Source organism: Micromonospora sp. WMMC415, assembly GCF_009707425.1.
Classification (GTDB): Bacteria; Actinomycetota; Actinomycetes; order Mycobacteriales; family Micromonosporaceae; genus Micromonospora.
The window spans coordinates 6016567-6041568 of sequence record NZ_CP046104.1; the positions used below are offsets into that span (position 1 = coordinate 6016567).

Genomic DNA, 25002 nt, shown 5'->3' on the forward strand with positions numbered 1-25002 from the left:
CCAGGTGACATTCATGGGGTGGTCATCTGCGCTGCCTAGCCTGATGACCAGCGGGTCACGGGGGCTCGCGACCGGCGCCGCGACGGGGCGGAGCCGTGGGCCGAGGAGGCATGGTAGTTGTGCGGATCGACGAGCAGCCACGGACCCGCTGGGTCGACCCGTCGGTCTTCCAGCCCCACCGGCGTCCGGATCTGCGCCTCGGCGCCCTCCACCACCGCGTCGACGGGGTCGGCGCGGCGGCCGACGACCGCATCGCCGTCCAGCACACGGTCCGCACCGCCACCGCCGAGTACACGCTGCTGCTGAACGCGCCGGAGTGGCTCGGCCGCCGGGGCGTCGGCGAGGCGCTGCGCGACGCCGTGGCGGAGCTGCGCGCGATCGACCTGACCTACGGGCCCACCCGCCCGGAGAGCCTCGTGTCCCGGCTGCGCCGGGGCGAGATCAGCCCGGAGTCGTACCCACCCCTGGCCGACCTGGTGGACCGTTGCGCCGCGATGCGGGCCGCCACCGACGGCTGGTTCGACGCGTGGGCGGTGCCCGGCGGCTTCGACCCGGGCGGACTGCTCGGCGGGTGGGCGGTGGAGCGGGCGGCGGCCCGGTTGCGCGCCGCGGGCGTTAACGACTACGTCGTGCTCGCGGGCGCCGACCTCGTCGTACGCGGTCACGCGCCGCACGGCGGCCCCTGGCGGGTGGCGGTGCACCATCCCACCGACCGGCGGCGCGCCCCGCTGGTGCTGGAGATGACCGCCGGTGCGGTCGGCACGTCCGGCGTGACCGGGCGACAGGGACATGTCGTGGACCCGCACACCGGCGAGCCGGCCGACCACCTGGTCGCCGCCACCGTCATCGGGCCGGACCTGGCCGTCGCCGACGCCTACGCCACCGCGCTCTACGCCGCCGGCCCCGCCGGGCTGGCCTGGTTCCGCGACGGATCCGACTACCGCGCGCTCTTCGCCGACCGCCGCTGAGCAAACTGCTCCCGGGCGCCGGGCCTCGCCGGCGAACGTGACCGGCGCGGCGCGGAACTCCACGGCCGGCGTGGACGCGTCGGGGTGCTGGGTGAGTGACCCCTCGGCGGCCGATCCGCGATCGGCCCCCACGGTCTCGGCAACGACCGTGAGGGCCGGTCAGCGACGAGTGCGCGTGGCTCGCGCAATCGAGGGGTGCGGGCCGGTCGGGCCCGGACGTCGACCTCGCCACCCGAAGACGGGCCCACGTCACGCGCTCGGCCGGTGACCGCACCGGTACGCTAGCGAATCGACGCAACTCGACGCAAGAGTCTCCACTGCGGACCCTCCCGACAAGATTGCGACGGACCTGCGGCGGGGCAATTTCGACATGGTGAACGACGGATGGCACGCTGTCCGCCGTGAGTTTCGATCTGAGCGTGTGGGCCCTGGCGGACGGGGCGACGCCCGAGGACGTACGAGCGGCGGTGCAACGGTGCCGGCAGGGCCAGCATACGGACCGTCAACCCGATCCCCGTGTCGTCGCCTTCTACCGGGCGATCACCAGCACGTACCCGGACCGTCCGGCCGGCGCGGACACGCCGTGGGCGGTGGCGCCGCTGCATGCGGCCGGTGACCACGTCGAACTGAACCTGCACCCGACCTGCGAGGACCAGGTGCTGCTGGACATCGAGCGGCTGGCCGGCGAGCACGGGCTGATGCTCTTCGACGCCCAGGACGGCTCGGTCTACCCACCGCCCACCCGCGTCACCACCTGACGCCGCGAGGAGGCCGCACTTTCGGGGAAGGTGCGCTCATCCGAGGCCGGATGGCCACTCTTTCCGGGAAAGTGCGCGGATCTCGCGGGCGCAGGCGAAGGGAACGGGGACGGCGGAGGGGCCCGGCGGACGCCGGGCCCCTCCGCGTCGTGCGCTCAGGTCACTCGTCGCGCAGGTCCGCGGCGCTGGCCGCGGTCGCGCCGATCGAGTCGGCCGCCGAGGTGAGCAGGTCGGCGCCGAGCGCCTGGTCGATGGTGAGCGTCATCAGCGTCTCGCCGCCGGCCTCCCGCCGGGCCACCTGCATGGCGGCGATGTTGATGCCCGCCTCGCCGAGCAGGGTGCCGACGGTGCCGACGACACCGGGCCGGTCGACGTACCGGAGGAAGACGAGGATCCCCTCCGCACCGATCTCGACGTCGAAGCCGTCCACCTCGGTCAGCTTGATGACGTCGCGGGTGCCGGCGGTGGTGACGGTGCCGGAGACGCTGACCGTACGGCCGTCGGGCAGGGCACCGCGGATCGTGACCAGCACCGGGTGGTCGGCGGTCTCGGGCTGGGTCGTGAGGGACACCTCGACGCCCCGCTCGGCCGCGAGGTGCGGCGCGTTGACGTAGGTGACCTGCTCCTCGACGACCGAGCTGAACAGCCCCTTGGTGGCGGCGAGCTTGAGCACCGAGACGTCGTGGCTGACGATTTCGCCGCGGACCTCGACGGTCACGCTGGCGGCGACCCCGCCGGCGACCGCGGTGAAGGCGCGGCCGAGCTTCTCGGCCAGCGGCAGCAGCGGCCGGACGTCCTCGGCGACCACGCCGCCGGCCTGGACGTTCACCGCGTCCGGCACGAACTCGCCCTGGAGGGCCAGCTTGACGCTCTTGGCCACGGCCAGGCCGGCCTTGTCCTGCGCCTCGTGGGTCGACGCGCCCAGGTGCGGGGTGGCGACCACGTTGTCGAACGCGAACAGCGGCGAGGAGGTGCAGGGCTCCTTGGCGTACACGTCGACGCCGGCACCGGCGACCCGGCCCTCGGCGATCGCGTCCGCGAGAGCCTGCTCGTCGACCAGGCCGCCCCGGGCGGCGTTGACGATCCGCACGCCGGGCTTGACGATCGCCAGCTCCTTCTCGCCGATCAGGCCGACGGTCTCCGGCGTCTTCGGCAGGTGGATGGAGATGAAGTCGCTCTCCCGCAGCAGCTCCTCGAGGCCGACGAGGCGGACGCCGAGCTGGGCGGCGCGGGCCGGCTGGATGTACGGGTCGTACGCGATCAGCCGGGTGCCGAACGCGGCGATCCGCTGCGCGAAGAGCACACCGATGCGGCCGAGGCCGACCACGCCGACGGTCTTGCCCTGGATCTCCACGCCGGTGTACTTCGACCGCTTCCACTCCCCCGCCTTCAACGCGGCGCTGGCGCTCGCGGTGTTACGGGCGACCGCGAGCAGCAGCGCGACGGCCTGCTCGGCGGCGGAGACGATGTTGGAGGTGGGGGCGTTGACGACCATGACGCCCCGTGCGGTGGCGGCCGGCACCTCGACGTTGTCCAGGCCGACGCCGGCGCGAGCGACGACCTTCAGGCGCGGCGCGGCGGCGATCGCCTCGGCGTCGATCTGGGTCGCGCTGCGGACGATGACGGCGTCGGCCTCGGAGAGCGCCGAGAGCAGGGCCGGTCGGTCGGTGCCGTCCACGTGACGGACGTCGAAGTCGTGGGCGAGCACCTCGATGGCGGCGGGAGCGAGTTCTTCGGCGATCAGTACGACAGGATTCATCGGTCCTCGTAGACGTCGTATGCGTTCGGCCGGGGGCGACGGGACGCCGCGCTGCGCCCTGCGCTGTTCCGTGCCGTGGCCGTCAGGTGCCGGCTGGGGCACCTATCCAAGGATCGTAGGGGGCTGCCCCGCCGACGTGCCTCCGGACTGCGCGTGAGCGCCCTCACACAGGTGGTTCGCACGTCCGACATCCGCCGTTCACCCGAGGACCCGGTTGGCGTGGCCCCGGTACAACGGGAGCCGGCAACCACGCGGGAAGGAGCCACCTATGTCACTCGTGGTCCGGATCGCGCTGCTCCGGCCCCTGGCTCGGCTCCGGCCCCTGCGGTGGGGCCGCGGCTGGCCGAGGCGTTGGTCACGCGATCCCACCAGGTGAGCGGACTGCCCGGCGGGACCACCCGGCGCGCGGCCGCCGCGGAGGAGGCGGTGGCGCTCTGCCGTCGGCTGGCGGCCGACCGGCCGAACCCGCACCGGGTGGACCTCGCGCGCGCCCTGGTGGCCCGGGCCGCCGTCCCCGACGCCCAGTCCGCAGCCGAGGCGATCGAGCAGTTGCGGGAGGCGATCGGGTACGTGGCGGACCCGCCGGACCGCGCCGCCCTCGTGGTGCTCGCCGCCGCCCGCGAGCGGCTGGCCGCCAACCTGTCCGAACTGGGCGAGACGCGCGAGGCACTACCGCTGGCGCTTCGTGCCCGGGCCACCTGGGACGCCGCCGCTCCGCTCGGGCCGGACGAGCGGATGCGGCTGGCCGGGACGCTGCTGGTCATCGGTGACTGCCAGGCGAGGCTGGGCCGGCCGGAGCAGGCGCTCGACGTCCGGCGGCAGGCCCGGGACCTGCACCAGGCACTCTCCCGCTACCAGCAGTCGCGGTGGGCCTCGCTCGGGGCCACGGCGGCGATCGACCTCGCGCGTAGCGAGGCGGCGGCCGGCCGCGTCCAGGAAGCGCTCGCCCTGCTCGACCCGGCCCGCGACGACCTCGGGTTCCTGCGCCTCGTCCAACCGCCGCGCGGGCGGGAGCTCACGGCCGACGCCCTGCTGGTGGAGGCGGAGTGCCGCGCCGAGCTGGGCGAGACCGAGGCGGCGGTGCGGGCTGCCGGTGAGGCGACCGGCCGGCTGCGTCGGCTGGTCGGCGCCACCCCGGGCGCCCGGCGGGGCCACCTGGCTGCGGCGCTGCGGGTGCACGGGCAGTTGCTGCTCCGGTCGGGCCGGCGGGAGGAGGGCGCCGACCGGGTCGCCGAGGCGGTCGAGGTGGCCCGGGGCGCCGACGACGGCGAGCTGGCCCGTGCCCTGACCCAGCTCGCCGCCGCGCGGATCGCGGACCGGCGGTGGGACGCGGTCGAGCCGCTGCTGGACGAGCTACTCCCGGTCTGCCGGCGCTGGACCGGGGACCTGCCGGAGGAGTTCCGCCCGATGCTGGTCCAGGCGCTGCTCCTGGTCCTGGCCATGACCGCGTTCGAGACGCCGGGCGGGGACCCGGGGCCGGGCGCGCCGCCGCGCGACCGGGTGGCCGGGCTGGACGGGGTGACCGCCGGACGGGAGGCCGTGGAGCTGGCCCGGCACCTGGCCACGGCGGATCCCCAGTACCGCGTCCTGCTGGGGCACGCGTTGTTCGGACTGGACAAGGCGGTCAACCGGGCCGGCGACGTACGGGAGGCCGCCGAGCTGCTGCGCGAGTGCGTGGCCCTGCGCCGTCAGCTGTTCGCCGAGGAACCGGCGGCGCACCGGTCGGACCTGGTCGATGCGCTGGTGAACCTGGGCAACCGGCTGCACGTCCTCGGCCGGCTCGACGAGGCGCTGCCCGCGTACGAGGAGAGCGTCGCACTGATCCGGGCGGCGGACTCCGGCCTGCCACCGGCGCAGGCCGTCACGCCGCTGCGCAACCTGGCCCGCACCCTCGCGGCACTGGGCCGCACCGAGGAGGCGGAGCGGATCGCCGCCGAGGCGGAAGCCCTGGCGGAAACGTGACGGCGGCCCGGGTCCCGATGCCCGGGGGAGCGAGCGTCGGGACCCGGGCCGCCTGGCGGTAGCCGGACCGGGCGGTCAGGCGGTCTCGGTGATCGGCCGGTCGACCCAGCTCATCATCCCGCGCAGCTTGCGGCCGGTCTCCTCGATCGGGTGCGCGGCGCCCTCGGCCTGCCACTTGCTGAAGTTCGGCCGGCCGGCCTCGTCCTCGGCCACCCACTCCCGGGCGAACTCGCCGGACTGGATCTCGCCCAGGATCTTGCGCATCTCCTCCTTGACCCGGGCGTCGATGACGCGCGGGCCGCGGGAGAGGTCGCCGTACTCGGCGGTGTCGGAGATGCTGTAGCGCATCTTCGCGATGCCGCCCTCGTACATGAGGTCGACGATGAGCTTCAGCTCGTGCAGGCACTCGAAGTACGCCACCTCGGGCGCGTACCCGGCCTCGGTGAGCACCTCGAAGCCGGTCTGCACCAGCGCCGCCGCGCCACCGCAGAGCACCGCCTGCTCGCCGAACAGGTCGGTCTCCGTCTCCTCCTTGAAGGAGGTCCGGATGGCGCCCGCCCGGGTGCCGCCGATGCCCTTCGCGTACGACAGGGCCAGCGCGAGCGCGCCGCCGCTGGCGTCCTGCTCGATCGCGACCAGGCAGGGCACGCCCTTGCCGTCGACGTACTGGCGGCGGACCAGGTGACCGGGGCCCTTGGGGGCCACCATCGCCACGTCCACGTCGGCCGGCGGGGTGATCAGGCCGTAGCGGATGTTGAAGCCGTGGCCGAAGAACACCGCCTTGCCCGCGCTCAGGTTCGGCGCGATCGACTCGGCGTAGAGGCGGCGCTGCGCGGTGTCCGGGGCGAGAATCATGATCACGTCGGCCTCGGCCGCCGCCTCCGCGGGCGTGACCACCCGCAGGCCCTGCTCCTCGGCCTTCGCCCGGCTCTTCGAGCCCTCCTGCAGGCCGATCACCACGTCGACGCCGGAGTCCCGGAGCGACAGCGCGTGGGCGTGGCCCTGGCTGCCGTAGCCGATCACCGCGACCTTGCGGCCCTGGATCAGGCCCAGGTCGGCATCGTCGTCGTAGTACACCTCAACGCTCATGGAATTCCCTTTCGTACGGCGGCCCGGGCGGCCCGTCGTGGTCTGAAGCGGTGCGGAGGGTCAGGCGGCCCGGAGCGCCGGACCGGCGGTGATGGAGCGCGAGCCGCGCCCGATCGCCACCGTGCCGGACTGGACCATCTCCTTGATGCCGAAGGGTTCGAGGTCGCGCAGCAGCGCGTCCAGCTTGTCGGGGGTGCCGGTCGCCTCGATGGTCAGCGTGTCCGGCGCGACGTCGACCACCCGGGCGCGGAACAGGTTGACCGTCTCCAGCACCTGACCCCGGGCGTTGCGGTCCGCGCGGACCTTGACCAGCAGCAGCTCGCGGGCGACGGACACCTGCGGGTCCAGCTCGACGATCTTGAGTACGTTCACCAGCTTGTTGAGCTGCTTGGTGACCTGCTCCAGCGGGGACGACTCGGCGTTCACCACGATGGTGATGCGGGAGACGTCCGGGTTCTCGGTCTCGCCGACGGCGAGGCTGTCGATGTTGAAGCCGCGCCGGGAGAACAGCCCGGACACCCGGGCCAGGACGCCGGGCTTGTTCTCCACGAGCACGGAGAGCGTGTGCATCGTCATCAGATGTCATCCTCGTCGAAGGCCGGGCGGACGCCGCGGGCGAACATGATCTCGTCGTTGCTGGTGCCGGCGGCGACCATCGGCCACACCATCGCGTCCTTGCCGACCACGAAGTCGATGACCACCGGGGCGTCGTTGATGGCCATCGCGGCCTCGATCGTCTTGTCGACGTCCTCGGCCGTCTCGCAGCGCAGGCCGATGCAGCCGAGCGCCTCGGCCAGCTTCACGAAGTCGGGGATGCGGTGCTTGTGCGTGCCGAGGTCGGTGTTGGAGTAGCGCTCCCCGTAGAACAGGGTCTGCCACTGGCGCACCATGCCGAGGTTGCCGTTGTTGATGACGGCGATCTTGACCGGGATGCCCTCCAGGGCACACGTCGCCAGCTCCTGGTTGGTCATCTGGAAGCAGCCGTCGCCGTCGATCCCCCAGACCACCGTGTCCGGCTTGCCGACCTTGGCGCCCATGGCCGCCGGCACCGCGTACCCCATCGTGCCGAGGCCACCGGAGTTCAACCACGTGTACGGCTTCTCGTACGAGATGAACTGGGAGGCCCACATCTGGTGCTGGCCGACACCGGCGACGTAGATGGCGTCCGGGCCGGCGATCTCGCCGAGCCGCTTGATGACGTACTGCGGGGACAGGGTGCCGTCGGCCGGCTCCTCGTACCCCAGCGGGTAGCGCTTGCGCAGGTCGTCGAGCTGGGTCCACCAGTCGGCGAGGTCGGGGCGGTGCCCGCCCGCCTGCTCGGTGGTGACGGCCGCGATCAGCTCGTCGATCACGTGCCGGGCGTCGCCGACGATCGGCACGTCGGCATGGCGGTTCTTGCCGATCTCGGCCGGGTCGATGTCGGCGTGCACGACGGTCGCGTCCGGGGCGAAGGAGTCCAGCCGGCCGGTGACCCGGTCGTCGAACCGTGCGCCGAGCGCGACGATCAGGTCCGCCTTCTGGAGGCCGTAGACCGCCGCCACGGTGCCGTGCATGCCGGGCATGCCGAGGTGCTGCCGGTGCGAGTCGGGGAACGCGCCGAGGGCCATCAGCGTGGTGACCACCGGGATGCCGGTCAGCTCGGCGAGCTTGCGCAGGCCCTCGGTGGCGCCGGCCTTCAGCACGCCGCCGCCGACGTACAGCACCGGCCGCCGGGCGACGGCCATGAGCCGGGCCGCCTCCCGGATCTGCTTGCCGTGCGGGTGCAGCGTCGGCCGGTAGCCGGGCAGGTCGAGCGTCGGCGGCCAGGCGAACGCCGTCGGCGCCTGGAGGACGTCCTTGGGGATGTCCACCAGGACCGGGCCGGGTCGGCCGGTCGAGGCGAGGTGGAACGCCTCGGCCAGTACCCGGGGGATCTCGTCGGCGTTCTGGACCAGGAAGTTGTGCTTGGTGATGGGCAGGGTGATGCCCTGGATGTCCGCCTCCTGGAAGGCGTCCGTGCCGATCGAGGGCCGCGCGACCTGGCCGGTGATCGCCACCATGGGCACCGAGTCCATGTACGCGTCGGCGATCGGCGTGACGAGGTTGGTCGCGCCCGGGCCGGAGGTGGCGATGCAGACGCCGACCCGGCCGGTGGCCTGCGCGTACCCCGTCGCGGCGTGCCCGGCGCCCTGCTCGTGCCGGACCAGGATGTGCCGGACGGTGGAGTCGTAGAGCGGGTCGTACGCCGGCAGGATCGCGCCACCGGGGATGCCGAAGACGACGTCGACGCCGAGGGCTTCGAGGGATCGCACGAGGGAACCGGCACCGGAGACCTGGGTCGGAGCGGGGGTGCGTACCCCCGGGACGGTCGGGGTGGCCGCGGCGCGGGCGGCCGGCTCGGCGTCGCGCGCCGGCTCGGCGGCCGCGCGGGCCCGCCGGGCGGAGTTGGCGAGGGTCTCGGGCGTGGGTCTCGTCATGGCGGTTCAGGCCTTCGGCTGGAGTGGGTGCGGCTCTCGGGCAGTGGAACGCGGGCGGGGCCCGCACCGATGGGGTCTGACGGCAACAAAAAAGCCCGCGTGCAGGATGCACGGGGCCAGCGCACTCTCGGTGGGGAGAGTGCGCTCAGGTAAGTACTCGACGCGACCAGTACGACAACATGCGGTCAAGCCTGACGCATCTCACGCGCTGAGTCAACTGATCCCACATGTTGGTTAACGGATCTTGTGGGATCCCCCGTTCGGGGAACTTCGGGGCCCTGTTCGGCCTGCTCGGAGGCGGGTTGGCGGGGCGCGGGGAGCCTCGGCAGGCGTCGCGGTGGCGTGGGACGGGCCGGCGGGGCGGGCGGCGCCGAGGTCGGGACCGGCCGGGCCCCGGGCGACGTGGCGGCCTCCAGCATCGCCTCCAGGTGCTCGGCCGGCACGCCCCAGCCGAAGAGGGCGCCCTGGCCGAAGCGGCAGCCGGCCGCCACCACCGCGGCCAGCTCCGTCGGGGTGGTGACGCCCTCGGCGATGACCTCCAGGCCGAGCTGGTGACCGAGCCGCATCACGATGTCGACCATCGGTGCGAAGGCCGGCCCGTCCGTACCGATCGGCCGGACCGGCTCGTGCTCGGCGACGAGGCTGTGATCGATCTTGAGAATGTCGATCGGGAGGCGGCGCAGCTGGCCGAGCGACGAGTACCCGGCGCCGAAGTCGTCCAGGGCGATCCGGACGCCGGTGCGCCGCAGCGCGCTCAGCCGGCGGATCAGCTCGTCCAGGTCGGTCGCGACCGCGTGCTCGGTGACCTCCAGCACCAGGCGCTGCGGTGGGACGTGGTGGGCGCGCAGCGCCTCGGCGACCTGGACGACGTACTCCGGGGCGTGCAGCTCCCGGGGCGAGACGTTCACCGACACCCACACGTCGTGGCCGTCGGCCAGCCAGCGGGAGAGCTGGTGGCAGGCCTCGTGCAGCACCCAGGCACCCAGCTTGGCGATCATCCCGCACTCCTCGGCGAGGGGGATGAACTCGTCGGGCCGCACGTTGCCCAGCTCCGGATGGCGCCACCGCAGCAGCGCCTCGGCGCCGACCGGGCGCACCGACGGCAGCGAGGCGACCGGCTGGAACGCGAGCCGCAGCTCGCCGCGGTCGATCGCGCCGCGCAGCTCGTGCTCCAGGGTGGTCCGCCGGCGCAGCAGCCGGTCGTACGCGGCGTCGTACCGCTCGATCCGGTTCTTGCCGCGCTGCTTGGCGTACCGCAGGGCGAGGTCGGCGTGGCGCAGCAGCAGCTCGACGTCCGGCTCGCCGGCCCAGCCGGCGGTGCCGATGCTCACCGAGAGGAAGACCGCCCCCTCCGGCTGCTGGTACGCGGCGCCGAGCACCCCGAGCAGCCGCTGACCGACCCGGTCGGCGTCGGCCGGCCGGCCCGGCATCAGCACGGCGAACTCGTCGCCGCCGAGACGGGCCGCCACGTCGCCGGGGCGCAGGTTGCCGCGCAGCCGCCGGCCCACCTCGGCGAGCACCGCGTCGCCGGCGTCGTGGCCCCGCATGTCGTTGACGTTCTTGAAGCCGTCGAGGTCGAGGGTGAGCAGCACGCACGGGGTGCCCGCCTGCGCGCAGCGGTGCAGGGCCCGCAGCAGCCCCCGCCGGTTGGCCAGGCCGGTCAGCGGGTCGGTGTGCGCGAGCTCACGGAAGTGGGCCTCCCGCTCGGCCAGCCGGCCCGCGTACCTGCGGACGTCGTGCAGGGTCAGGTACTGCCGGGCCACCAGCGCGAAGCCCTCCACGCTGCCGGCCACGATGCCCAGCGCGTCGAACCGGCCGTCCTGGAGCAGGTGGTACATCGCCGAGGCGGCCATCGCGACCATCGGCAGCACGCCGTACTCGGCGTCGCGCCGGTTCACGTCGACCTCGAACCGGCAGGGCGGGTCGAGCCGCCGGACCACCAGCGCGACGGTCAGCAGACCGGCGGCCAGCACCGCCGCGCCGACCAGCGCCACCACCGGGCCCGCCTGGCACAGCCCGGTGGCGATGCCGAGCCCGCCGGTGGTCACGCCGACGGCGCCGGTCACGAGCGTGGCGAGCCGGTGCCGCCGGGGCGGGGCCCGGAAGACCACGATGATGGCCAACCCAGCGGTGAGCGCCGCGCTGACGGTGGCGAGCAGGATCGGCTCGCAGGCCATCGGGGTGGCGTCGCCGAGCAGCCGGGTCGGCTCGGAGAAGAGCACCCACCCCACGAACCAGAGCGCGGTGGCGACGATCAGGCCGTCCAGCGACAGCCGGGTGGCCACCCCGGGCGTGGGCGCCACCCCGGGCAGCCGCAGGATCCCGGCCGCGAAGAGCAGGCCGCTGACGGCGGTGACCAGCGCGACCACCTCGGCCCAGCCGGGGCGCCGGACCGACCCGTGCCCGGCGTGCCCCGCCGCCTCCAGCGCCACGCCCGCCCCGACCAGCACCGCCACCAGCCCGACGCCGGCCGCCGCGGCGAGCAGCACGTACGCCGAGCGGTGCGCCACCTCCCGCCGCCGCACGCCGGCGGTCAGCAGCGCGACGCCCGACGCGGCGACGAGCGCGCTCAGCACCGCGACGGTGAGCATGCCCGGGGGTGACAGCACGCCCTCAACTGTGCCGGATCACCCCGCGCGGTGGGGTACCGGGTGTGCATCTGTTGGGACACGTCCTGCGCGGGCGGCGGTCGCGCGGGCGGCGGTGCCAGACTGGTATGCATGCCTGAGCTGCGGTCGAAGACCTCCACGCACGGTCGGACGATGGCCGGCGCCCGGGCCCTGTGGCGGGCCACCGGGATGACCGACGACGACTTCGGCAAGCCGATCGTCGCCATCGCCAACAGCTTCACCCAGTTCGTCCCCGGTCACGTCCACCTCAAGGACCTCGGCGGGCTCGTCGCCGACGCGGTGGCCGAGGCCGGCGGGGTCGGCCGCGAGTTCAACACCATCGCGGTCGACGACGGCATCGCGATGGGCCACGGCGGGATGCTCTACTCGCTGCCCAGCCGGGAGCTGATCGCCGATGCCGTGGAGTACATGGTCAACGCCCACTGCGCGGACGCCCTGGTCTGCATCTCCAACTGCGACAAGATCACGCCGGGGATGCTGCTGGCCGCGCTCCGGCTGAACATCCCGACCGTCTTCGTCTCCGGCGGGCCGATGGAGGCCGGCAAGACGGTCGCGATCGAGGGCGTGGTCCACTCCAAGATCGACCTGATCGACGCGATGATCGCCGCCTCCAACGAGGCGGTCACCGAGGACCAGCTCGGGGCCATCGAACGCTCCGCCTGCCCGACCTGCGGCTCCTGCTCCGGCATGTTCACGGCCAACTCGATGAACTGCCTCACCGAGGCCATCGGCCTGGCGCTGCCGGGCAACGGCTCGACCCTCGCCACCCACGCCACGCGCCGGTCGCTCTTCGTCGAGGCCGGGCGCACCGTCGTGGAGATCGCCAAGCGGTGGTACGACGGCGACGACGCCTCCGTGCTGCCCCGGTCGGTCGCCAGCCGCCCGGCATTCGAGAACGCGGTGGCCCTGGACGTGGCGATGGGCGGATCGACGAACACGATCCTGCACCTGCTCGCCGCCGCGCGGGAGGCCGAGCTGGACTTCTCGGTCGCCGACATCGACGCCATCTCCCGGCGGGTGCCCTGCCTCGCCAAGGTCGCACCGAACTCGCCGCAGTACCACATGGAGGACGTGCACCGGGCCGGCGGCATCCCGGCCATCCTGGGCGAGCTGGACCGCGCCGGCCTGCTCAACCGGGAGGTGCACGCCGTGCACTCCCCCTCACTGGACCGCTGGCTGGCCGACTGGGACGTGCGCGGCAGAACGGCGGTCCCGGAGGCCGTCGAGCTGTTCCACGCCGCCCCGGGCGGGGTCCGCACCACCGAGCCGTTCTCCACCACCAACCGCTGGTCGTCGCTGGACACCGACGCGACGGGCGGCTGCATCCGTGACCGTGCGCACGCGTACAGCGCCGACGGCGGGCTGGCCATCCTGCACGGCAACCTCGCGCCGGACGGCTGCGTGGTGAAGACCGCCGGCGTGCCCGAGGAGTGCCTGACGTTCCGTGGCCCGGCGAAGGTGTACGAGTCCCAGGACGACGCGGTGTCGGCGATCCTGGCGAAGGACGTCGTCGCCGGTGACGTGGTGGTGATCCGGTACGAGGGGCCGAAGGGCGGCCCGGGCATGCAGGAGATGCTCTACCCCACCTCGTTCCTCAAGGGCCGCGGGCTGGGCCGGGCCTGCGCGCTGCTCACCGACGGTCGGTTCTCCGGCGGCACCTCCGGGCTGTCCATCGGGCACGTCTCACCGGAGGCGGCCTCCGGCGGCCTGATCGCGCTGGTCGAGGAGGGCGACGAGATCGTCATCGACATCCCGGGGCGCTCCATCGAGCTGAACGTGCCGGACGACGTGCTCCAGGCCCGCCGGATCGCCCAGGAGAAGCGGGACCGCCCGTACACCCCGGTCGACCGGCAGCGCCCGGTGTCGGCGGCGTTGCGCGCGTACGCCTCGATGGCCACCTCGGCCAGCGACGGCGCCTACCGCCGCGTCCCCGAGTGAGAAGGAAGGGCCCCTTCTTAACGCCCAGGGCGGTGGAAGGGGCCCTTCTTAACACCGCAGCGGGCACGGTGGCTTCACTGGTTGCCGCGCGGGACGCCACCCGGATCGGCGGCGGGGTTCTGGTCGGCGGGCGAGGTGCCGCCGTACGATCCGCCGCCCGGCGACATTCCTGCGACCCCCATCGGCGACTGGAACTGCTCGTCCGGCTCGCCGGTCTCGCCGTGGATCCGGTCGGGGGCTCCGGGACCGGGGTCTGCGCCCCCGGCGTGCTCGTCGAGTTCCTCGGGCAGGGAGGGATCAACCGGTTTCGTCATGCCCACCAGGTACCACCACGGGCGCCGGCGAAACCGCACCGGGCAACGCCGTGCCGAAGGCGTTAAGAAGGGGCCCCTCCACTACCGGAGACGTTAAGAAGGGGCCCTTCCTTTCAGTCGTTCACGCAGCGGAGGGTCGGGCGGCGGGTGAGCGCGGCGGGGTCCAGTGGGGTGTCCGCGCGGACGGTGAAGGTGACGGACTCGCCGGGCAGCAGCGTCACCAGTGCCTCGTCGACTTCGGCCGACGGATCGAGGCGGTCCGGGAACAGGGTCAGGTCACGCAGGATCGTCCGCGCGGAGACCCGGACCCGGTGGCCGCCGTCGGCCGGCTCGACCGTCGCGTCGTACCCGGCCGCCGGCCACGCGACGTCGCGATCCTCGGCGTAGAACCAGAGCGCCCGCTCGGCCTCCTCCCCCGCCTCGGCGAGCAGCAGCTCCCGGCGGGCCTCCTCCGGCCGCGCCAGCTCCGCCGGCAGCGCCCGCACCACCGAGGAGTACGGCGGCACGTCCAGCTCGACCGCGGTCTTCGCCCGCGGCTCACCGGCCAGGGTCAGCCGGGTGACCGTCGCCCCGGTCCGCCACGGCGAACCGGTCTCGTTCACCGCGACCAGCGCCAGCCCGCCGTCGCGGGGTTGGACGGTGAGCAGCCGGTCGGCGTACGCCCGGCGCAGCGCGTACCACAGCGGTTTGCGCCGGCCGTCGCCGTCGACCGCGGACCAGGAGGTGACCGGCCAGCAGTCGTTCAGCTGCCACACGATGGTGCCGGTGCAGTGGTCCCGGTGGGAGCGGAAGTGCTCCACCCCGACCTGGATCGCGCGGGCCTGGACGAGCTGGGTGAAGTAGTGCCAGTCGTCGAAGTCGCGCGGGGCCGGCAGGTGGGCGTCGAGACCCCGGCGCAGCTTGCGGTCGCCGTCGGTCGCCTTCTGGTGGTGGACCATGCCGGGTGAGTCGTGGGCGAGCGGCTCGTCGGTCAGCGCCCGGCGCAGCGTCGCGTACGCCGGGGGCGCCTGCCAGCCGAACTCGGCGACGAAGCGGGGCACGTACTCGCGGTACGTCAGGTAGTCGGCGGTGTTCCAGACGTCCCAGATGTGCGTGGTCCCGTAGGCGGGATCGTTGGGGTGGATGTCCTCGCTGCCGGACCAGGGGCTGCCCGGCCAGTAGGGGCGGGTCGGGTCCAGCTCGGCGACGATCCGGGGCAGCAGGTCCAGGTAGTAGCCGCGGCCCCAGCTGCGCCCGGCGAGCGGCTCCTGCCAGTCCCAGTCGTGCCAGCCCCAGATGTTCTCGTTGTTGCCGGTCCACAGCACCAGCGACGGGTGCGGCGCGAGGCGGACCACCTGCTCGGCCGCCTCCGCGGCGACCTCGGCGGCGATCGGCTCCTCTTCGGGGTACGCGGCGCAGGCGAAGAGGAAGTCCTGCTGCACCAGGAGGCCGCGCTCGTCGGCCAGCTCGTAGAAGTCCTCCGACTCGTACCGGCCGCCGCCCCACACCCGCAGCAGGTTGATGTTGGCGCCGGCGGCCTGGTCGAAGCGCCGCGCCAGCCGCTGGCGGGTGATCCGGCTGGGGAAGGCGTCGTCGGGGATCCAGTTCACGCCCCGGACGAAGATCGGGGTGTCGTTGACGTGCAGGGTGAACGGGGCGCCGTGCGCGTCGGGGGCGGTGTCGACCCGTACCGACCGGAAGCCGATGCGCCGCCGCCAGGTGTCGAGCACGGCGCCGTCACCGTCGGCGAGGGCCACGTCCAGGGTGTGGCGCGCCTGGTCGCCGTACCCCCGGGGCCACCACAGCTGCGGGTCGCGGACGGTGAGGGTCAGGACGGCCCGATGCTCCCCCGCCTCGATCCGCGCCTCGGCGTCGGCACCGGCGACGGAGGCGCGGACGGTGACCGGCACGTCGGCGGCGCGCTCCACGTCGACGTGCAGCTCGACCCGGCCCTCGCCGCCGGCGACGGTGACCAGCGGGCGGACGGTCCGCAGCCGGGCGGTGGACCAGCCGTGCAGGCCGATCTCCCGCCAGATGCCGGCGGTGACCACCGTGGGCCCCCAGTCCCACCCGAAGTTGCAGGCCATCTTCCGGATGAAGGGGAACGGCTCGGGGTACGCGTTGGGCCGGTCGCCGAGCCGGTCACGGTGTGCCTCGGCGTACCGGTACGGCGAGTCGAAGCGGACGGCGAGGGCGTTGTTCCCGGCCCGCAGCAGGGCGGTGACGTCGAAGCGGTACCCGCGGTGCATGTTCTCGGTGCGGCCGACCTCGGCGCCGTTGAGGGTCGCCGTGGCGACCGTGTCCAGGCCGGCGCAGACCAGGTCGAGGCGCTGGTGCCCGCCCGACGGCCGGTCGAACGTCGTCTCGTACACCCAGTCGGTGCGCCCGATCCAGGCGAGCCGCGTCTCGTTGTCGTCGAGGTACGGGTCCGGGACGAGCCCGGCGGCGAGCAGGTCGGTGTGGACGCAGCCGGGGACGGTGGCCGGCACCACCCGGCCGGCGACCGCGGCCGGCACCTCCGGTCCGGGCAGCGCCCGCAGGGTCCAGCCCTCGTGCAACGGGGTCACGACTTCACCGCACCTTCCATGATTCCCCGGACGATGTGCTGGGCGTTGTACTCACCAGGCTGATCGTGACGTTCGGGTTGGCGTCCTCGTACGTGGCCTTCAGCTCGTCGAGACCGAAGTCGCCCCAGAAGTGATTTTGAGGGTGACCGGCCCGCCGGGCTTCGAGCCACCACCACCGCTGTTGCCGCTGCACGCCGCCACCAGGACGAGGCTGACCGCACCGACGGCGGCTCTCCTCGCCCACCGGGCCAGGGATCGCGTCATCACATCCTCCACCCAACTGGTATCGCTCCCGGCATCGAACGACATCTACTGAACCGGATAAGTGCCGACACCGTACGGGCGGCCTGCGACCGTGTCAACGGCCGGGCTGACGTAGGCTGAACCGAGCAAGTGAACAGCGGCCGCCGACGCGGAGCGGCGGAGCACGAAGGGGGCGCCGGTGAAGCGGCCGACCATCGCCGACGTCGCGCGCCGGGCCGGGGTCTCGAAGGGAGCGGTCTCCTACGCGCTCAACGGCCAGCCCGGCGTCTCGGAGACGACCCGGCAACGCATCCTCGCCGTCGCGGCGGAGATCGGCTTCAGCCGCAGCAGCGCCGCCCGGGCGCTCTCCGGCGCCACCTCGGACGCCATCGGCCTGGCGTTGTGCCGGCCCGCCCGCACCCTCGGGATCGAGCCGTTCTTCATGGAGCTGATCAGCGGCGTCGAGGCGGAGCTCTCCGCCCGGTCGTACGCGCTGACCCTCCAGGTGGTCGCCGACCAGGACGCCGAGATCGCCGTCTACCGCCGCTGGTGGGGCGAACGGCGGGTGGACGGGGTGCTCGTGTGCGACCTGCGCACCGACGACCGGCGCGTCCCCGTCCTGGAGGAGCTGGGCCTGCCCGCCGTCGTGATCGGCGGGCCCGGCGGCACCGGGCGGCTGGCCAACGTCTGGTCCGACGACGCGGCGGCCCTGGTGGAGACCATGGAGTACCTGGTCGCCCTCGGCCACCGCCGCATCGCCCGGGTGGGCGGCCTGCCCGAGCTGCTGCACACGTCCATCCGCACCGAGGCCTTCACCGAGGTGCGCCGGCGGCTCGACCTGCCCGACGCGGTCACCGTCTCGTCCGACTACACCGGCGAGGAGGGCGCCCGCGCCACCCGCCGCCTGCTCAGCTCGCCCGCGCGGCCCACCGCCGTCATCTACGACAACGACGTGATGGCGATCGCCGGGCTGTCGGTGGCGCAGGAGATGGGGCTCGCCGTCCCGGGCGACCTGTCCATCGTGGCGTGGGACGACTCACCGCTGTGCCGGCTCGTGCACCCGCCGCTGACGGCGCTGGGTCGGGACATCCCCGCGTACGGCGCCCACGCCGCCCGCCAACTGCTGGCGGTGGTCGGCGGGTCGCCGGTCGGCGGGTTCCAGGACGAGACCGCGCACCTCACCCCGCGCGGCAGCACCGCGTCGCCACCCCGGCTTGACTGAACCGATTCAGCCGCAGCGTCGTCAGCGGGACGCGTAGGGGAACTCGTCGAAGTACGCCTCGACCCGCTCGGCGGTGGCCGGCCGGGCGAGGGCGAACCCCTGCCCGTACCGGCACCCGGCGCGCTGCGCCCCCGCCACCTGGTCCTCCGACTCCAACTCCTCGACGACGATCTCCAGGCCGAGCCGGGCGCCGACACTCACCACCACGTCGATCAGCGGCCCCGACGCGTCCGTCCCCCGGGTCACCAGCTCCGGGCCCACCTTGAGCAGGTCGATCGGGAGCCGGCGCAGCTGCGCGAGGGAGGCGTGCTCGGCGCGGAAGTCGTCCAGCGCGGTGCGGACACCCAACGACCGCAACCCCGCCAGCCGGGCCACCACCGTCGGCAGCTCCGCCGCCACCCTCGGCTCGGCCACCTCGACCACCAGCCGATCCGGCGGCAAGCCGTACGCGTCGAGCACCGCCGCCGTCCGGGGCACGAAGTCCGGCGCGGTCAACTCACGGACGGTCACGTTGATCGCCATCCACAGCTCACGCCCGGTGCCGGTCCAGTCGGCCAGCTGCCGGCAGGCCCGGTCGAGGACCCAGAGGCCCAGCTCGCCCACCACGTCGAGATCCTCCGCCACCGGCAGCAGCTCGGCGGGAAGCACCGTGCCGAGCACCGGGCTGCGCCAACGCAGCAGCGCCTCCGCGCCCACCGGCACCCGGTCTGCCAGCCCGAGCACCGGCTGGAAGACCAGGTCCAGCTCCCCCCGGGCGACCGCACCGGGCAGTTCCCGCTCCAGATCCAGGCGGCGGACCAGCTGCTCCTCCAGGTAGGCGTCGTACCACTCGACCCGGTCCCGGCCGAGCTGCACGGCCCGCCGGCGAGCCAGGTCCGCCTGGCGCAGCACGTCCTCCGGGTCGGTCCCGCCGGTCTCGGCCAGCCCGATGCTGGCCTGAAGCCGCAGCACCGCGCCGGGCACCTGGTAGGGCTGGGTGAGCGCGGCGACCAGCCGGGTCCCCAGCGCGTACGCGAGCAACGGCCCGACGCCGGTCGCCACCGCGAAGCCCGTGTGGGTCACGTCGGCCACCAGGTCGCCCGGGCCGAGGACGGCCCGGGTCCGGCGCGCCACCTCGGCCGCCAGGTCGGGACCGGCGAGCTGCTCCGCCACGTCGGCGCTGGGCGCGTGCAGCTCCACCACGAGCAGCGCGCCCGACGGGGGCGGCGCGTCCCGCAGCACGGCGAGCGCCCGCAGCAGCGCACTCCGGTCCCCGGTCAGGCCGGCCCCGGCCGCCCCGCCCGCCGGCGGCGGCACCGAGCCGCCCGCCCCGACGGACCCGGCCGCGCCGTCCACCGGCGCGGGAACCCGCCCGGCGTGCGGACGCCGCCGGGGCCGGAGCAGCTCCCGGAGCACCAGTGGCGGGACCACGCAAAGCGCGAGCAGCACGGCCGTCGGGTCGGGCGCCAACCCGGAACCGAGCCACCAGGCGGTCGCCGCGACCACGGCGACCGCCGGTGCCACCACCCGCGGCCAGACGGCGGTCGGCCGCGGCGGCGGGTCCAGCTCCGGGCGCAGCGCGCGCCGCGCACCCCCCGCGGTCAGCAGCACCCCGCCCACCAGCGGGGGTACGGCCAGCAGCCCGGCCCGGTCGGGCAGGGGGCCGGCGGTCAACGTGGCGAGCACGACCAGGCCGGTCAGCGCGAGCGCCGCCCCACCGCGGCACCGGGCCGCACCGGAGTGGCGGTGCGGCCCGGTCAGCGCGGTGAGCGCGGCCACCGCCAGCACGCCGAGCGCCACCGCCGCGGCGAGACGGGCCGGGGCGCCGACGCTGTCGCGTGGCAGGAGCAACCAGGCGGCGAGGGCCAGGCCGGCGCCCGGCCCGGCCGCGTCGGCGGCGCGGCGCAGCCGGACCCGGACCGGTGGGTGCGGCGGGTTGGCCAGCACGGCCAGGCCGGCCCCGAACAGCACGGCCGCGACGGCCAGCCCGGTGACGGCCGCGCTGCTGCGCTGCGCGTCGTCCGCCAGCGGCAGGACGGCGGCGGTGAGCCCGGCGGCGACGACGGCCGCGTCCAGCAGGGCGGCGACCCGCCGGGGCCGGGCCGCCCGGCGCCGCGCGGCGGCCCGGGTGTCGCCGTCCCGGGCGGCCGGACGGGGTGGGCCGGCGGCCAGCCGCGACAGCCGGGTGCCGGCGAGCGCGCTCCCGGCGGCCGCGGTGAGCGCCACCACGCCCAGGGCGGGCAGCGGTCCGACCGCGGCGGCGAGCAGGAGCACGGTGACCACTGCGAGAACGACGACCTCCGGCAGGGCCGGTCGGCGGGCCGGGGCGCGGAGCGGGTACGCGAGGGGCACGGCGATCGCCTTCGTGAGGGGGCACGGGGGCGGTGCGGCGGGGCGGGACGCGAACGAAAGTCCGGTGCCCAACCCTCGTCAACGAGGCGGCGACCGGGCGGTGACGCCCACCTTACCGTGACGTGCGTCACCGCCCGGGCCGGCCGGCGACCGGTGCGGCCCGCCGCGTCCGGCGGCTGGGCAGGGTGGGATCATCGGGGGGTGAGCAGCTCCGACACCGTCCGGTTCCGGCACAACCAGGCCATCGCGGCGGCCGCGGTGATCGCCTTCATCGGCGCCCTGCCACTGGCCAACGCCGAGTGGTACTTCCTGCCGGTGCTGCTCGTCCCCCTCGCCGTGGGCCTGTGGGCGTGGCGGGCCGGCACCGACGCCGACTCCCGGGGTCTGCGCCTGCGGGCGCTCACCGGGGAGCGCCGCATCACCTGGGACCAGGTCGTCGAGCTGGCCAGCGATCCGCGCGGCCGGGCGGTCGCCCGCCTCGACGACGGCCGGGAGGTGCCGCTCCCGGCGGTCCGCGGGAAGGACCTGCCCCGGCTGGTCGCCGCCACCGGCCAGAGCCGGCCCGACGAGCCGGCTCAGTAGCCGTCGACCACGGCGTTGATCAGCGGCGCCCCGGCGGCGAACCGGCGGACCTGATCCCCCACCAGCCGGTACGCCCGTGGCAGCAGGCCGCGTACCGAGCCGGCGACGTGCGGGGTGAGCAGCACGTTCGGCATCGTCCACAGGGGATGGTCGGAGGGCAGCGGCTCCGGGTCGGTCACGTCCAGCGCGGCCGAGATCCGGCCGGTACGCAGCTCGGCGACCAGCGCCTCGGTCCGGGCCACCGGGCCACGCGCGGCGTTGACCAGCAACGCGCCGTCCCGCATGGCCCCGAGGAACGCCCCGTCGACCAGCCCACGGGTCTGCTCGGTCAGCGGCACCAGCAGCACCACCACGTCGGCTTCGGGAAGCAGCCGGGGCAGCTCGGCCACGCCGTGGACGCCCGGCCGGGCCGTCCGCGCGACCAGGGTGAGGCTCACCTCGAACGGTTCGAGGCGCCGCCGGACCGCGGCGCCGATCGAGCCGGCCCCGACGATGAGCACCCGCTTGCCGATCAACTCGTCGGTCGGCGTCACCTGGGCGTACGCCCACTCGCGGCGGGCCTGCGCGCGGGCGAGCGCCGGGAAGGCCCGCAGGTGGGAGAGGATCGCCGTGACCACCCACTCGGCCGTGGCCGGGTCGTGCACCCCGCGGGCGTCGCAGAGCGTCACCCCGGCCGGCATCCGGCCGACCCACGCGTCCGCCCCGGCGGAGAGCAACTGCACGACCTCGAGGTCGGGCAGGTCTCGCAGCAGGGCGGTGGCCGCCGGCCCGGCGAGGAAGGGCGGCACCCAGAACCGGACGTCGGACACCGTCGACGGGAGGCGCGTCGGGTCCGACGCCACCTCCACGGTGACGCCCGGTGGCAGGTCACCGAGCAGGGACGGGCCGTCCTCGTGAGGGATCCACAGCTTCACGCCCGCCGACGATAGGCCCTCGGCCGGCCGGGCGCCCTTCGGGGCGTTCTCCCACACCCGAACGGGCGCCGGATCGCGGGTGACCAGGGTGACCGACGGGCCGGCATCGATCCGCCCCTCGGGCGGGTATAACGGGAGCCGGAGTGCCAGCCGGTCTCCGGATCGTCAACGCGGCCAGACAGGTGGTTCCATGAGCGACGGCACCGACCGACCCTCCGGGCGGTCCGTCCCGATCCCGGGGCTCGGCGACCCCGCCCGGCTGCGGGCGCTCGCGGAGACGCGTTTGGCCGCCACCCCCGACGACGCCTTCGACCGCTTCGCCCGGCTGGTGGCGGACCTGCTCGACGTGCCCGTCGCACTGGTCTCCCTGGTCGACGCCGAGCGACAGTTCTTCCCGGGTGAGACCGGGCTGCCCCAACCGTGGGCCGACCGGCGCGAGGCCCCGCTCAGCCACTCGTTCTGCCAGCACGTGGTCGACCTGGAAACGCCCATGGTGCTGCCCGACGCGCGGCTCTACCCCCGCGTGCGGGACAACCTGGCCATCCCCGACCTCGGTGTGGTCGCGTACGCCGGGATGCCCCTGACCGACCTGGACGGTCGGGTCCTGGGGTCGCTGTGCGCGATCGACAGCAAGCCCCGGGCCTGGACCGCCGCCCAGCTGCGGACGCTCGCCGACCTGGCGGCGGCCTGCTCGTCCGAGCTGCGGCTGCGGATCGCGCTCGACGGCGCGGAGCAGGCCCGGCGGCGGGCCGAGGAGGCGCACTCACGGCTGGCGCTGCTGGCCGGACTGAGCGAGACGCTGGCCGGCACGCTCGACATCGGCACCGCGCTGCGCCAGCTCACCGCCACCATGGTCCCGCTGCTCGCCGACTGGTGCGTGGTCAGCGTGGTGGGCCCGGACGGCGGGCTGCACGACGTGGTGGCGGCGCACCGGGATCCGGCCCGCGCGGCGGACGTGGCCCGCTTCGCCCAGCTCATGCGCACCCGACTCGGGCCCGGGTCGATCACCCTGACCGTGCTGCGCACCGGCACACCGGTGCTCGGCGGCGCCGCCACCCTCGCCGACGTGCGGAGCGGCACGATCGGCTCCGAGATGCCCGAGATCGCCGAGCGGCTGGGCTTCGCCTCGCATCTCACCGTGCCGGTCACGGACACCGGCCGCGACCGCGTGCTCGGGACGGTCACCCTCGTCAACGGCCCGGCCCGACGGCATCTCGACGACGGCGACCTGCTCACCGCCGTGGAGATCGGCCGCCGGGCGGGGCAGGCGATCGGCAACAGCTCGATGTACGGGGAGCAGCGGCACGTCGCCCACGTCCTGCAACACAGCATGCTGCCGCCGCTGCCCACCGACGACCGGTTGGAGCTCGCCGCCCGGTACCAGCCGGCGGCGGACCGGGTCGAGGTCGGTGGCGACTGGTACGACGTCTTCCGGCAACCCGACGGCGACCTGGTCGCCGCGATCGGGGACGTGGCCGGGCACGACATCGAGGCGGCCGCCACCATGGGGCAGCTCCGCAACCTGGTCCGGGGCAACGCGTACGGCCGGACGGACGCCGTCGCCGACCTGATGCGCCACCTGGACGACACGATCCGCGGGTTGCGGATCCCCGCCGTAGCCACCGCCGTCCTGGTCCGCCTGCGGTCGGACGGCCGGGGCGGCCAGTCGGTCGCCTGGTGCAACGCCGGGCACCCGGCGCCCCTCGTGGTACGCGCGGACGGCACCGTGGAGGCCCTGGCGGCGCCGCCGGAGCCCCTGCTCGGCCTGACCGCACCGGTACGGCGGACCACCCACCACGCGACGCTCGCCGGCGGCGACACGCTGCTGCTCTTCAGCGACGGCCTGGTGGAGCGGCGGGACCAGCCCATCGACACCGGCCTCGACGAGCTGGCCGACCGGCTCCGGGGTACGGAAAGCCTGCCCCTGGACCGGCTGTGCGACCTGCTGGTGACCGCGGCGCACCGCCGTGAGGACGACATCGCGCTGCTCGCCGTCCGCGCCCGCTGACCTCCGTCGCGCCGACCGGCGATGCCCGGCGGGCCCGCATCGCCACCGCAGCGGGCTACGCTGGGCCGGGTGAGCGCCCGTCTCCCGTACCGTCGCACCCGCCGCCTCCGGGCGGCGCGCGCCGCCTCGTGCGCGGCGCTGCTGGTCACCACCGGTTGCACCTTCGGCGAGCCGGAGCCGGACCGGGCCGGTGAGCCGCCCACCTTCCCCACGCCGTCGGCGACGGCGAGCCCCGGCGGCGCCGGCCGGGAGGTCGTGGCCACCGTGCTCGCCAAGGGCCTGCGCGTGCCGTGGGGCATCGCCTTCCTGCCCGACGGGGGAGCGCTGGTCACCGAACGGGACACCGGCCGCATCCTCCAGGTCGGCCCCGAGTCCGGCCCCGACGGCCTGAAGGTCACCCGGGTGCAGACGGTCGCCGAGGTGACGGCCGGCGGCGAGGGCGGGCTGATGGGCATCGCCGTCTCGCCGAGCTACCAGCGGGACCGGACGATCTTCATCTACTACACCGCCGAGCGCGACAACCGGATCGCGCGGCTCCGGCTGGGCGAGCGGCCCCAGCCGATCCTGACCGGCATCCCGAAGGCGGGCATCCACAACGGCGGTGGCCTCGCGTTCGGGCCGGACGGCCAGCTCTACGCCAGCACCGGCGACGCCGGCGACCGGACGCAGTCGCAGGACGCCAAGCGCCTCGGCGGCAAGATCCTGCGGATCACCACCGACGGGAAGCCCGCGCCCGGCAACCCGTTCCCCGACTCCCCGGTCTGGTCGCTCGGACACCGGAACGTGCAGGGGTTCACCTGGGCCGCCAACCAGAAGATGTACGCGGTCGAATTCGGACAGAACACCTGGGACGAGATCAACGAGATCGTCAAGGGCCGCAACTACGGGTGGCCGGAGGTCGAGGGCCGCTCCGACGACCGCCGGTACGTCAACCCGATCACCCAGTGGCCCACCTCCGACGCCTCGTGCTCCGGGCTCGCCCGGGCGGAGTCGCTGCTGGCGACGGCCTGCCTGCGGGGCCGGCGGCTCTGGCTGGTCGAGCTGACCGAGACCGGTACGGTGCTCGGCCAGCCGCGTGACCTGCTGACCAACCGCTTCGGCCGGCTGCGGGCGGTCGCCGCGGCGCCGGACGGCTCGCTGTGGGTGAGCACGTCGAACCACGACGGGCGCGGCGACCCGGCACCGGAGGACGACCGGCTGCTGCGCCTGGTGTTCGCTCAGGGCGGAGCCGGACGAAGCTGACGTCGGGGGACGCCACGCGCAAGGTTTGCCAAGATCCGTC

18 protein-coding genes are annotated in these 25002 nt (G+C 74.5%); 8 read left to right on the plus strand and 10 right to left on the minus strand.

The annotated features are described in order from the left end of the window. Window positions 1-110 precede the first annotated feature (110 nt). Together GKC29_RS28180 and GKC29_RS28185 are read left to right on the plus strand one after the other, a co-directional pair. The gene (locus tag GKC29_RS28180; protein WP_155333688.1) at window positions 111-968 is read left to right on the plus strand and encodes an FAD:protein FMN transferase; all 858 of its coding nucleotides are present in this window, start codon (window positions 111-113) and stop codon (window positions 966-968) included. Window positions 969-1369: 401 nt separating this feature from the next. Next, window positions 1370-1726 carry a hypothetical protein gene (locus GKC29_RS28185; RefSeq protein ID WP_155333689.1) on the plus strand — a complete coding sequence of 119 codons (357 nt, stop codon included), beginning with the start codon at window positions 1370-1372 and terminating at the stop codon, window positions 1724-1726. Window positions 1727-1886: 160 nt separating this feature from the next. Here GKC29_RS28185 and serA read toward each other — a convergent pair whose 3' ends face one another. Continuing rightward, on the minus strand, window positions 1887-3485 hold the full coding sequence (serA, locus tag GKC29_RS28190; protein WP_155333690.1) for a phosphoglycerate dehydrogenase: 1599 nt from the start codon (window positions 3483-3485) through the stop codon (window positions 1887-1889). A gap of 372 nt (window positions 3486-3857) precedes the next feature. On the opposite strand from serA, the gene GKC29_RS30385 reads away from it, so the two are divergent. Continuing rightward, window positions 3858-5447 carry a tetratricopeptide repeat protein gene (locus GKC29_RS30385; protein WP_155333691.1) on the plus strand — a complete coding sequence of 530 codons (1590 nt, stop codon included), beginning with the start codon at window positions 3858-3860 and terminating at the stop codon, window positions 5445-5447. Between the two features lie 75 nt (window positions 5448-5522). Here the strand turns inward: GKC29_RS30385 and ilvC are convergent, their stop codons facing one another. The 4 genes from ilvC to GKC29_RS28215 all read right to left on the minus strand — a co-directional run bounded on the left by ilvC (window position 5523) and on the right by GKC29_RS28215 (window position 11601). After that, window positions 5523-6536, minus strand: coding sequence for a ketol-acid reductoisomerase (gene ilvC, locus GKC29_RS28200; RefSeq protein WP_155333692.1), 1014 nt, complete (start codon window positions 6534-6536; stop codon window positions 5523-5525). A gap of 60 nt (window positions 6537-6596) precedes the next feature. Further along, window positions 6597-7112: an acetolactate synthase small subunit gene (gene ilvN / locus GKC29_RS28205; protein WP_073832451.1), complete on the minus strand. Its 516-nt coding sequence runs from the start codon at window positions 7110-7112 to the stop codon at window positions 6597-6599. After that, window positions 7112-8992 carry an acetolactate synthase large subunit gene (locus GKC29_RS28210; protein ID WP_155333693.1) on the minus strand — a complete coding sequence of 627 codons (1881 nt, stop codon included), beginning with the start codon at window positions 8990-8992 and terminating at the stop codon, window positions 7112-7114. The genes ilvN and GKC29_RS28210 overlap by 1 nt, the downstream gene beginning before the upstream one ends. 185 nt (window positions 8993-9177) lie before the next feature. After that, entirely contained in the window at window positions 9178-11601 is a 2424-nt protein-coding gene (locus GKC29_RS28215) for a bifunctional diguanylate cyclase/phosphodiesterase (protein WP_155333694.1), read from the minus strand. A 111-nt stretch (window positions 11602-11712) separates the two neighbouring features. On the opposite strand from GKC29_RS28215, the gene ilvD reads away from it, so the two are divergent. Continuing rightward, window positions 11713-13560 carry a dihydroxy-acid dehydratase gene (gene ilvD / locus GKC29_RS28220; RefSeq protein WP_155333695.1) on the plus strand — a complete coding sequence of 616 codons (1848 nt, stop codon included), beginning with the start codon at window positions 11713-11715 and terminating at the stop codon, window positions 13558-13560. 74 nt (window positions 13561-13634) lie between these two features. Here ilvD and GKC29_RS28225 read toward each other — a convergent pair whose 3' ends face one another. From GKC29_RS28225 to GKC29_RS28235, 3 genes are all read right to left on the minus strand, one after another. Then, a complete protein-coding gene (locus GKC29_RS28225) occupies window positions 13635-13874 on the minus strand; it encodes a hypothetical protein (RefSeq protein ID WP_155333696.1) in 240 nt (79 codons plus the stop codon). 113 nt (window positions 13875-13987) lie between these two features. Continuing rightward, window positions 13988-16420, minus strand: coding sequence for a glycoside hydrolase family 2 protein (locus tag GKC29_RS28230; protein ID WP_155333697.1), 2433 nt, complete (start codon window positions 16418-16420; stop codon window positions 13988-13990). 4 nt (window positions 16421-16424) lie between these two features. After that, window positions 16425-16613: a hypothetical protein gene (locus GKC29_RS28235; RefSeq protein ID WP_196255756.1), complete on the minus strand. Its 189-nt coding sequence runs from the start codon at window positions 16611-16613 to the stop codon at window positions 16425-16427. 249 nt (window positions 16614-16862) lie between these two features. Between GKC29_RS28235 and GKC29_RS28240 the strand changes: the two genes are divergently transcribed. Continuing rightward, window positions 16863-17885, plus strand: a complete 1023-nt coding sequence (locus GKC29_RS28240) for a LacI family DNA-binding transcriptional regulator (protein ID WP_155333698.1) — start codon at window positions 16863-16865, stop codon at window positions 17883-17885. 21 nt (window positions 17886-17906) lie between these two features. On the opposite strand, the gene GKC29_RS28245 is transcribed toward GKC29_RS28240, so the two are convergent. Next, a complete protein-coding gene (locus GKC29_RS28245) occupies window positions 17907-20216 on the minus strand; it encodes a GGDEF domain-containing phosphodiesterase (protein ID WP_155333699.1) in 2310 nt (769 codons plus the stop codon). Between the two features lie 201 nt (window positions 20217-20417). Here GKC29_RS28245 and GKC29_RS28250 point away from each other — a divergent pair, with 201 nt between their 5' ends. Next, on the plus strand, window positions 20418-20798 hold the full coding sequence (locus tag GKC29_RS28250) for a PH domain-containing protein (RefSeq protein ID WP_155333700.1): 381 nt from the start codon (window positions 20418-20420) through the stop codon (window positions 20796-20798). Here GKC29_RS28250 and GKC29_RS28255 read toward each other — a convergent pair. Beyond that, complete coding sequence (locus GKC29_RS28255) at window positions 20792-21712, minus strand: 2-hydroxyacid dehydrogenase (RefSeq protein ID WP_155333701.1); 921 nt, start codon at window positions 21710-21712, stop codon at window positions 20792-20794. The genes GKC29_RS28250 and GKC29_RS28255 overlap by 7 nt on opposite strands. 190 nt (window positions 21713-21902) lie before the next feature. Between GKC29_RS28255 and GKC29_RS28260 the strand changes: the two genes are divergently transcribed. Continuing rightward, window positions 21903-23720 carry a SpoIIE family protein phosphatase gene (locus GKC29_RS28260; RefSeq protein WP_155333702.1) on the plus strand — a complete coding sequence of 606 codons (1818 nt, stop codon included), beginning with the start codon at window positions 21903-21905 and terminating at the stop codon, window positions 23718-23720. 21 nt (window positions 23721-23741) lie between these two features. Beyond that, a complete protein-coding gene (locus tag GKC29_RS28265) occupies window positions 23742-24962 on the plus strand; it encodes a sorbosone dehydrogenase family protein (RefSeq protein ID WP_155333703.1) in 1221 nt (406 codons plus the stop codon). Window positions 24963-25002: the final 40 nt, after the last annotated feature.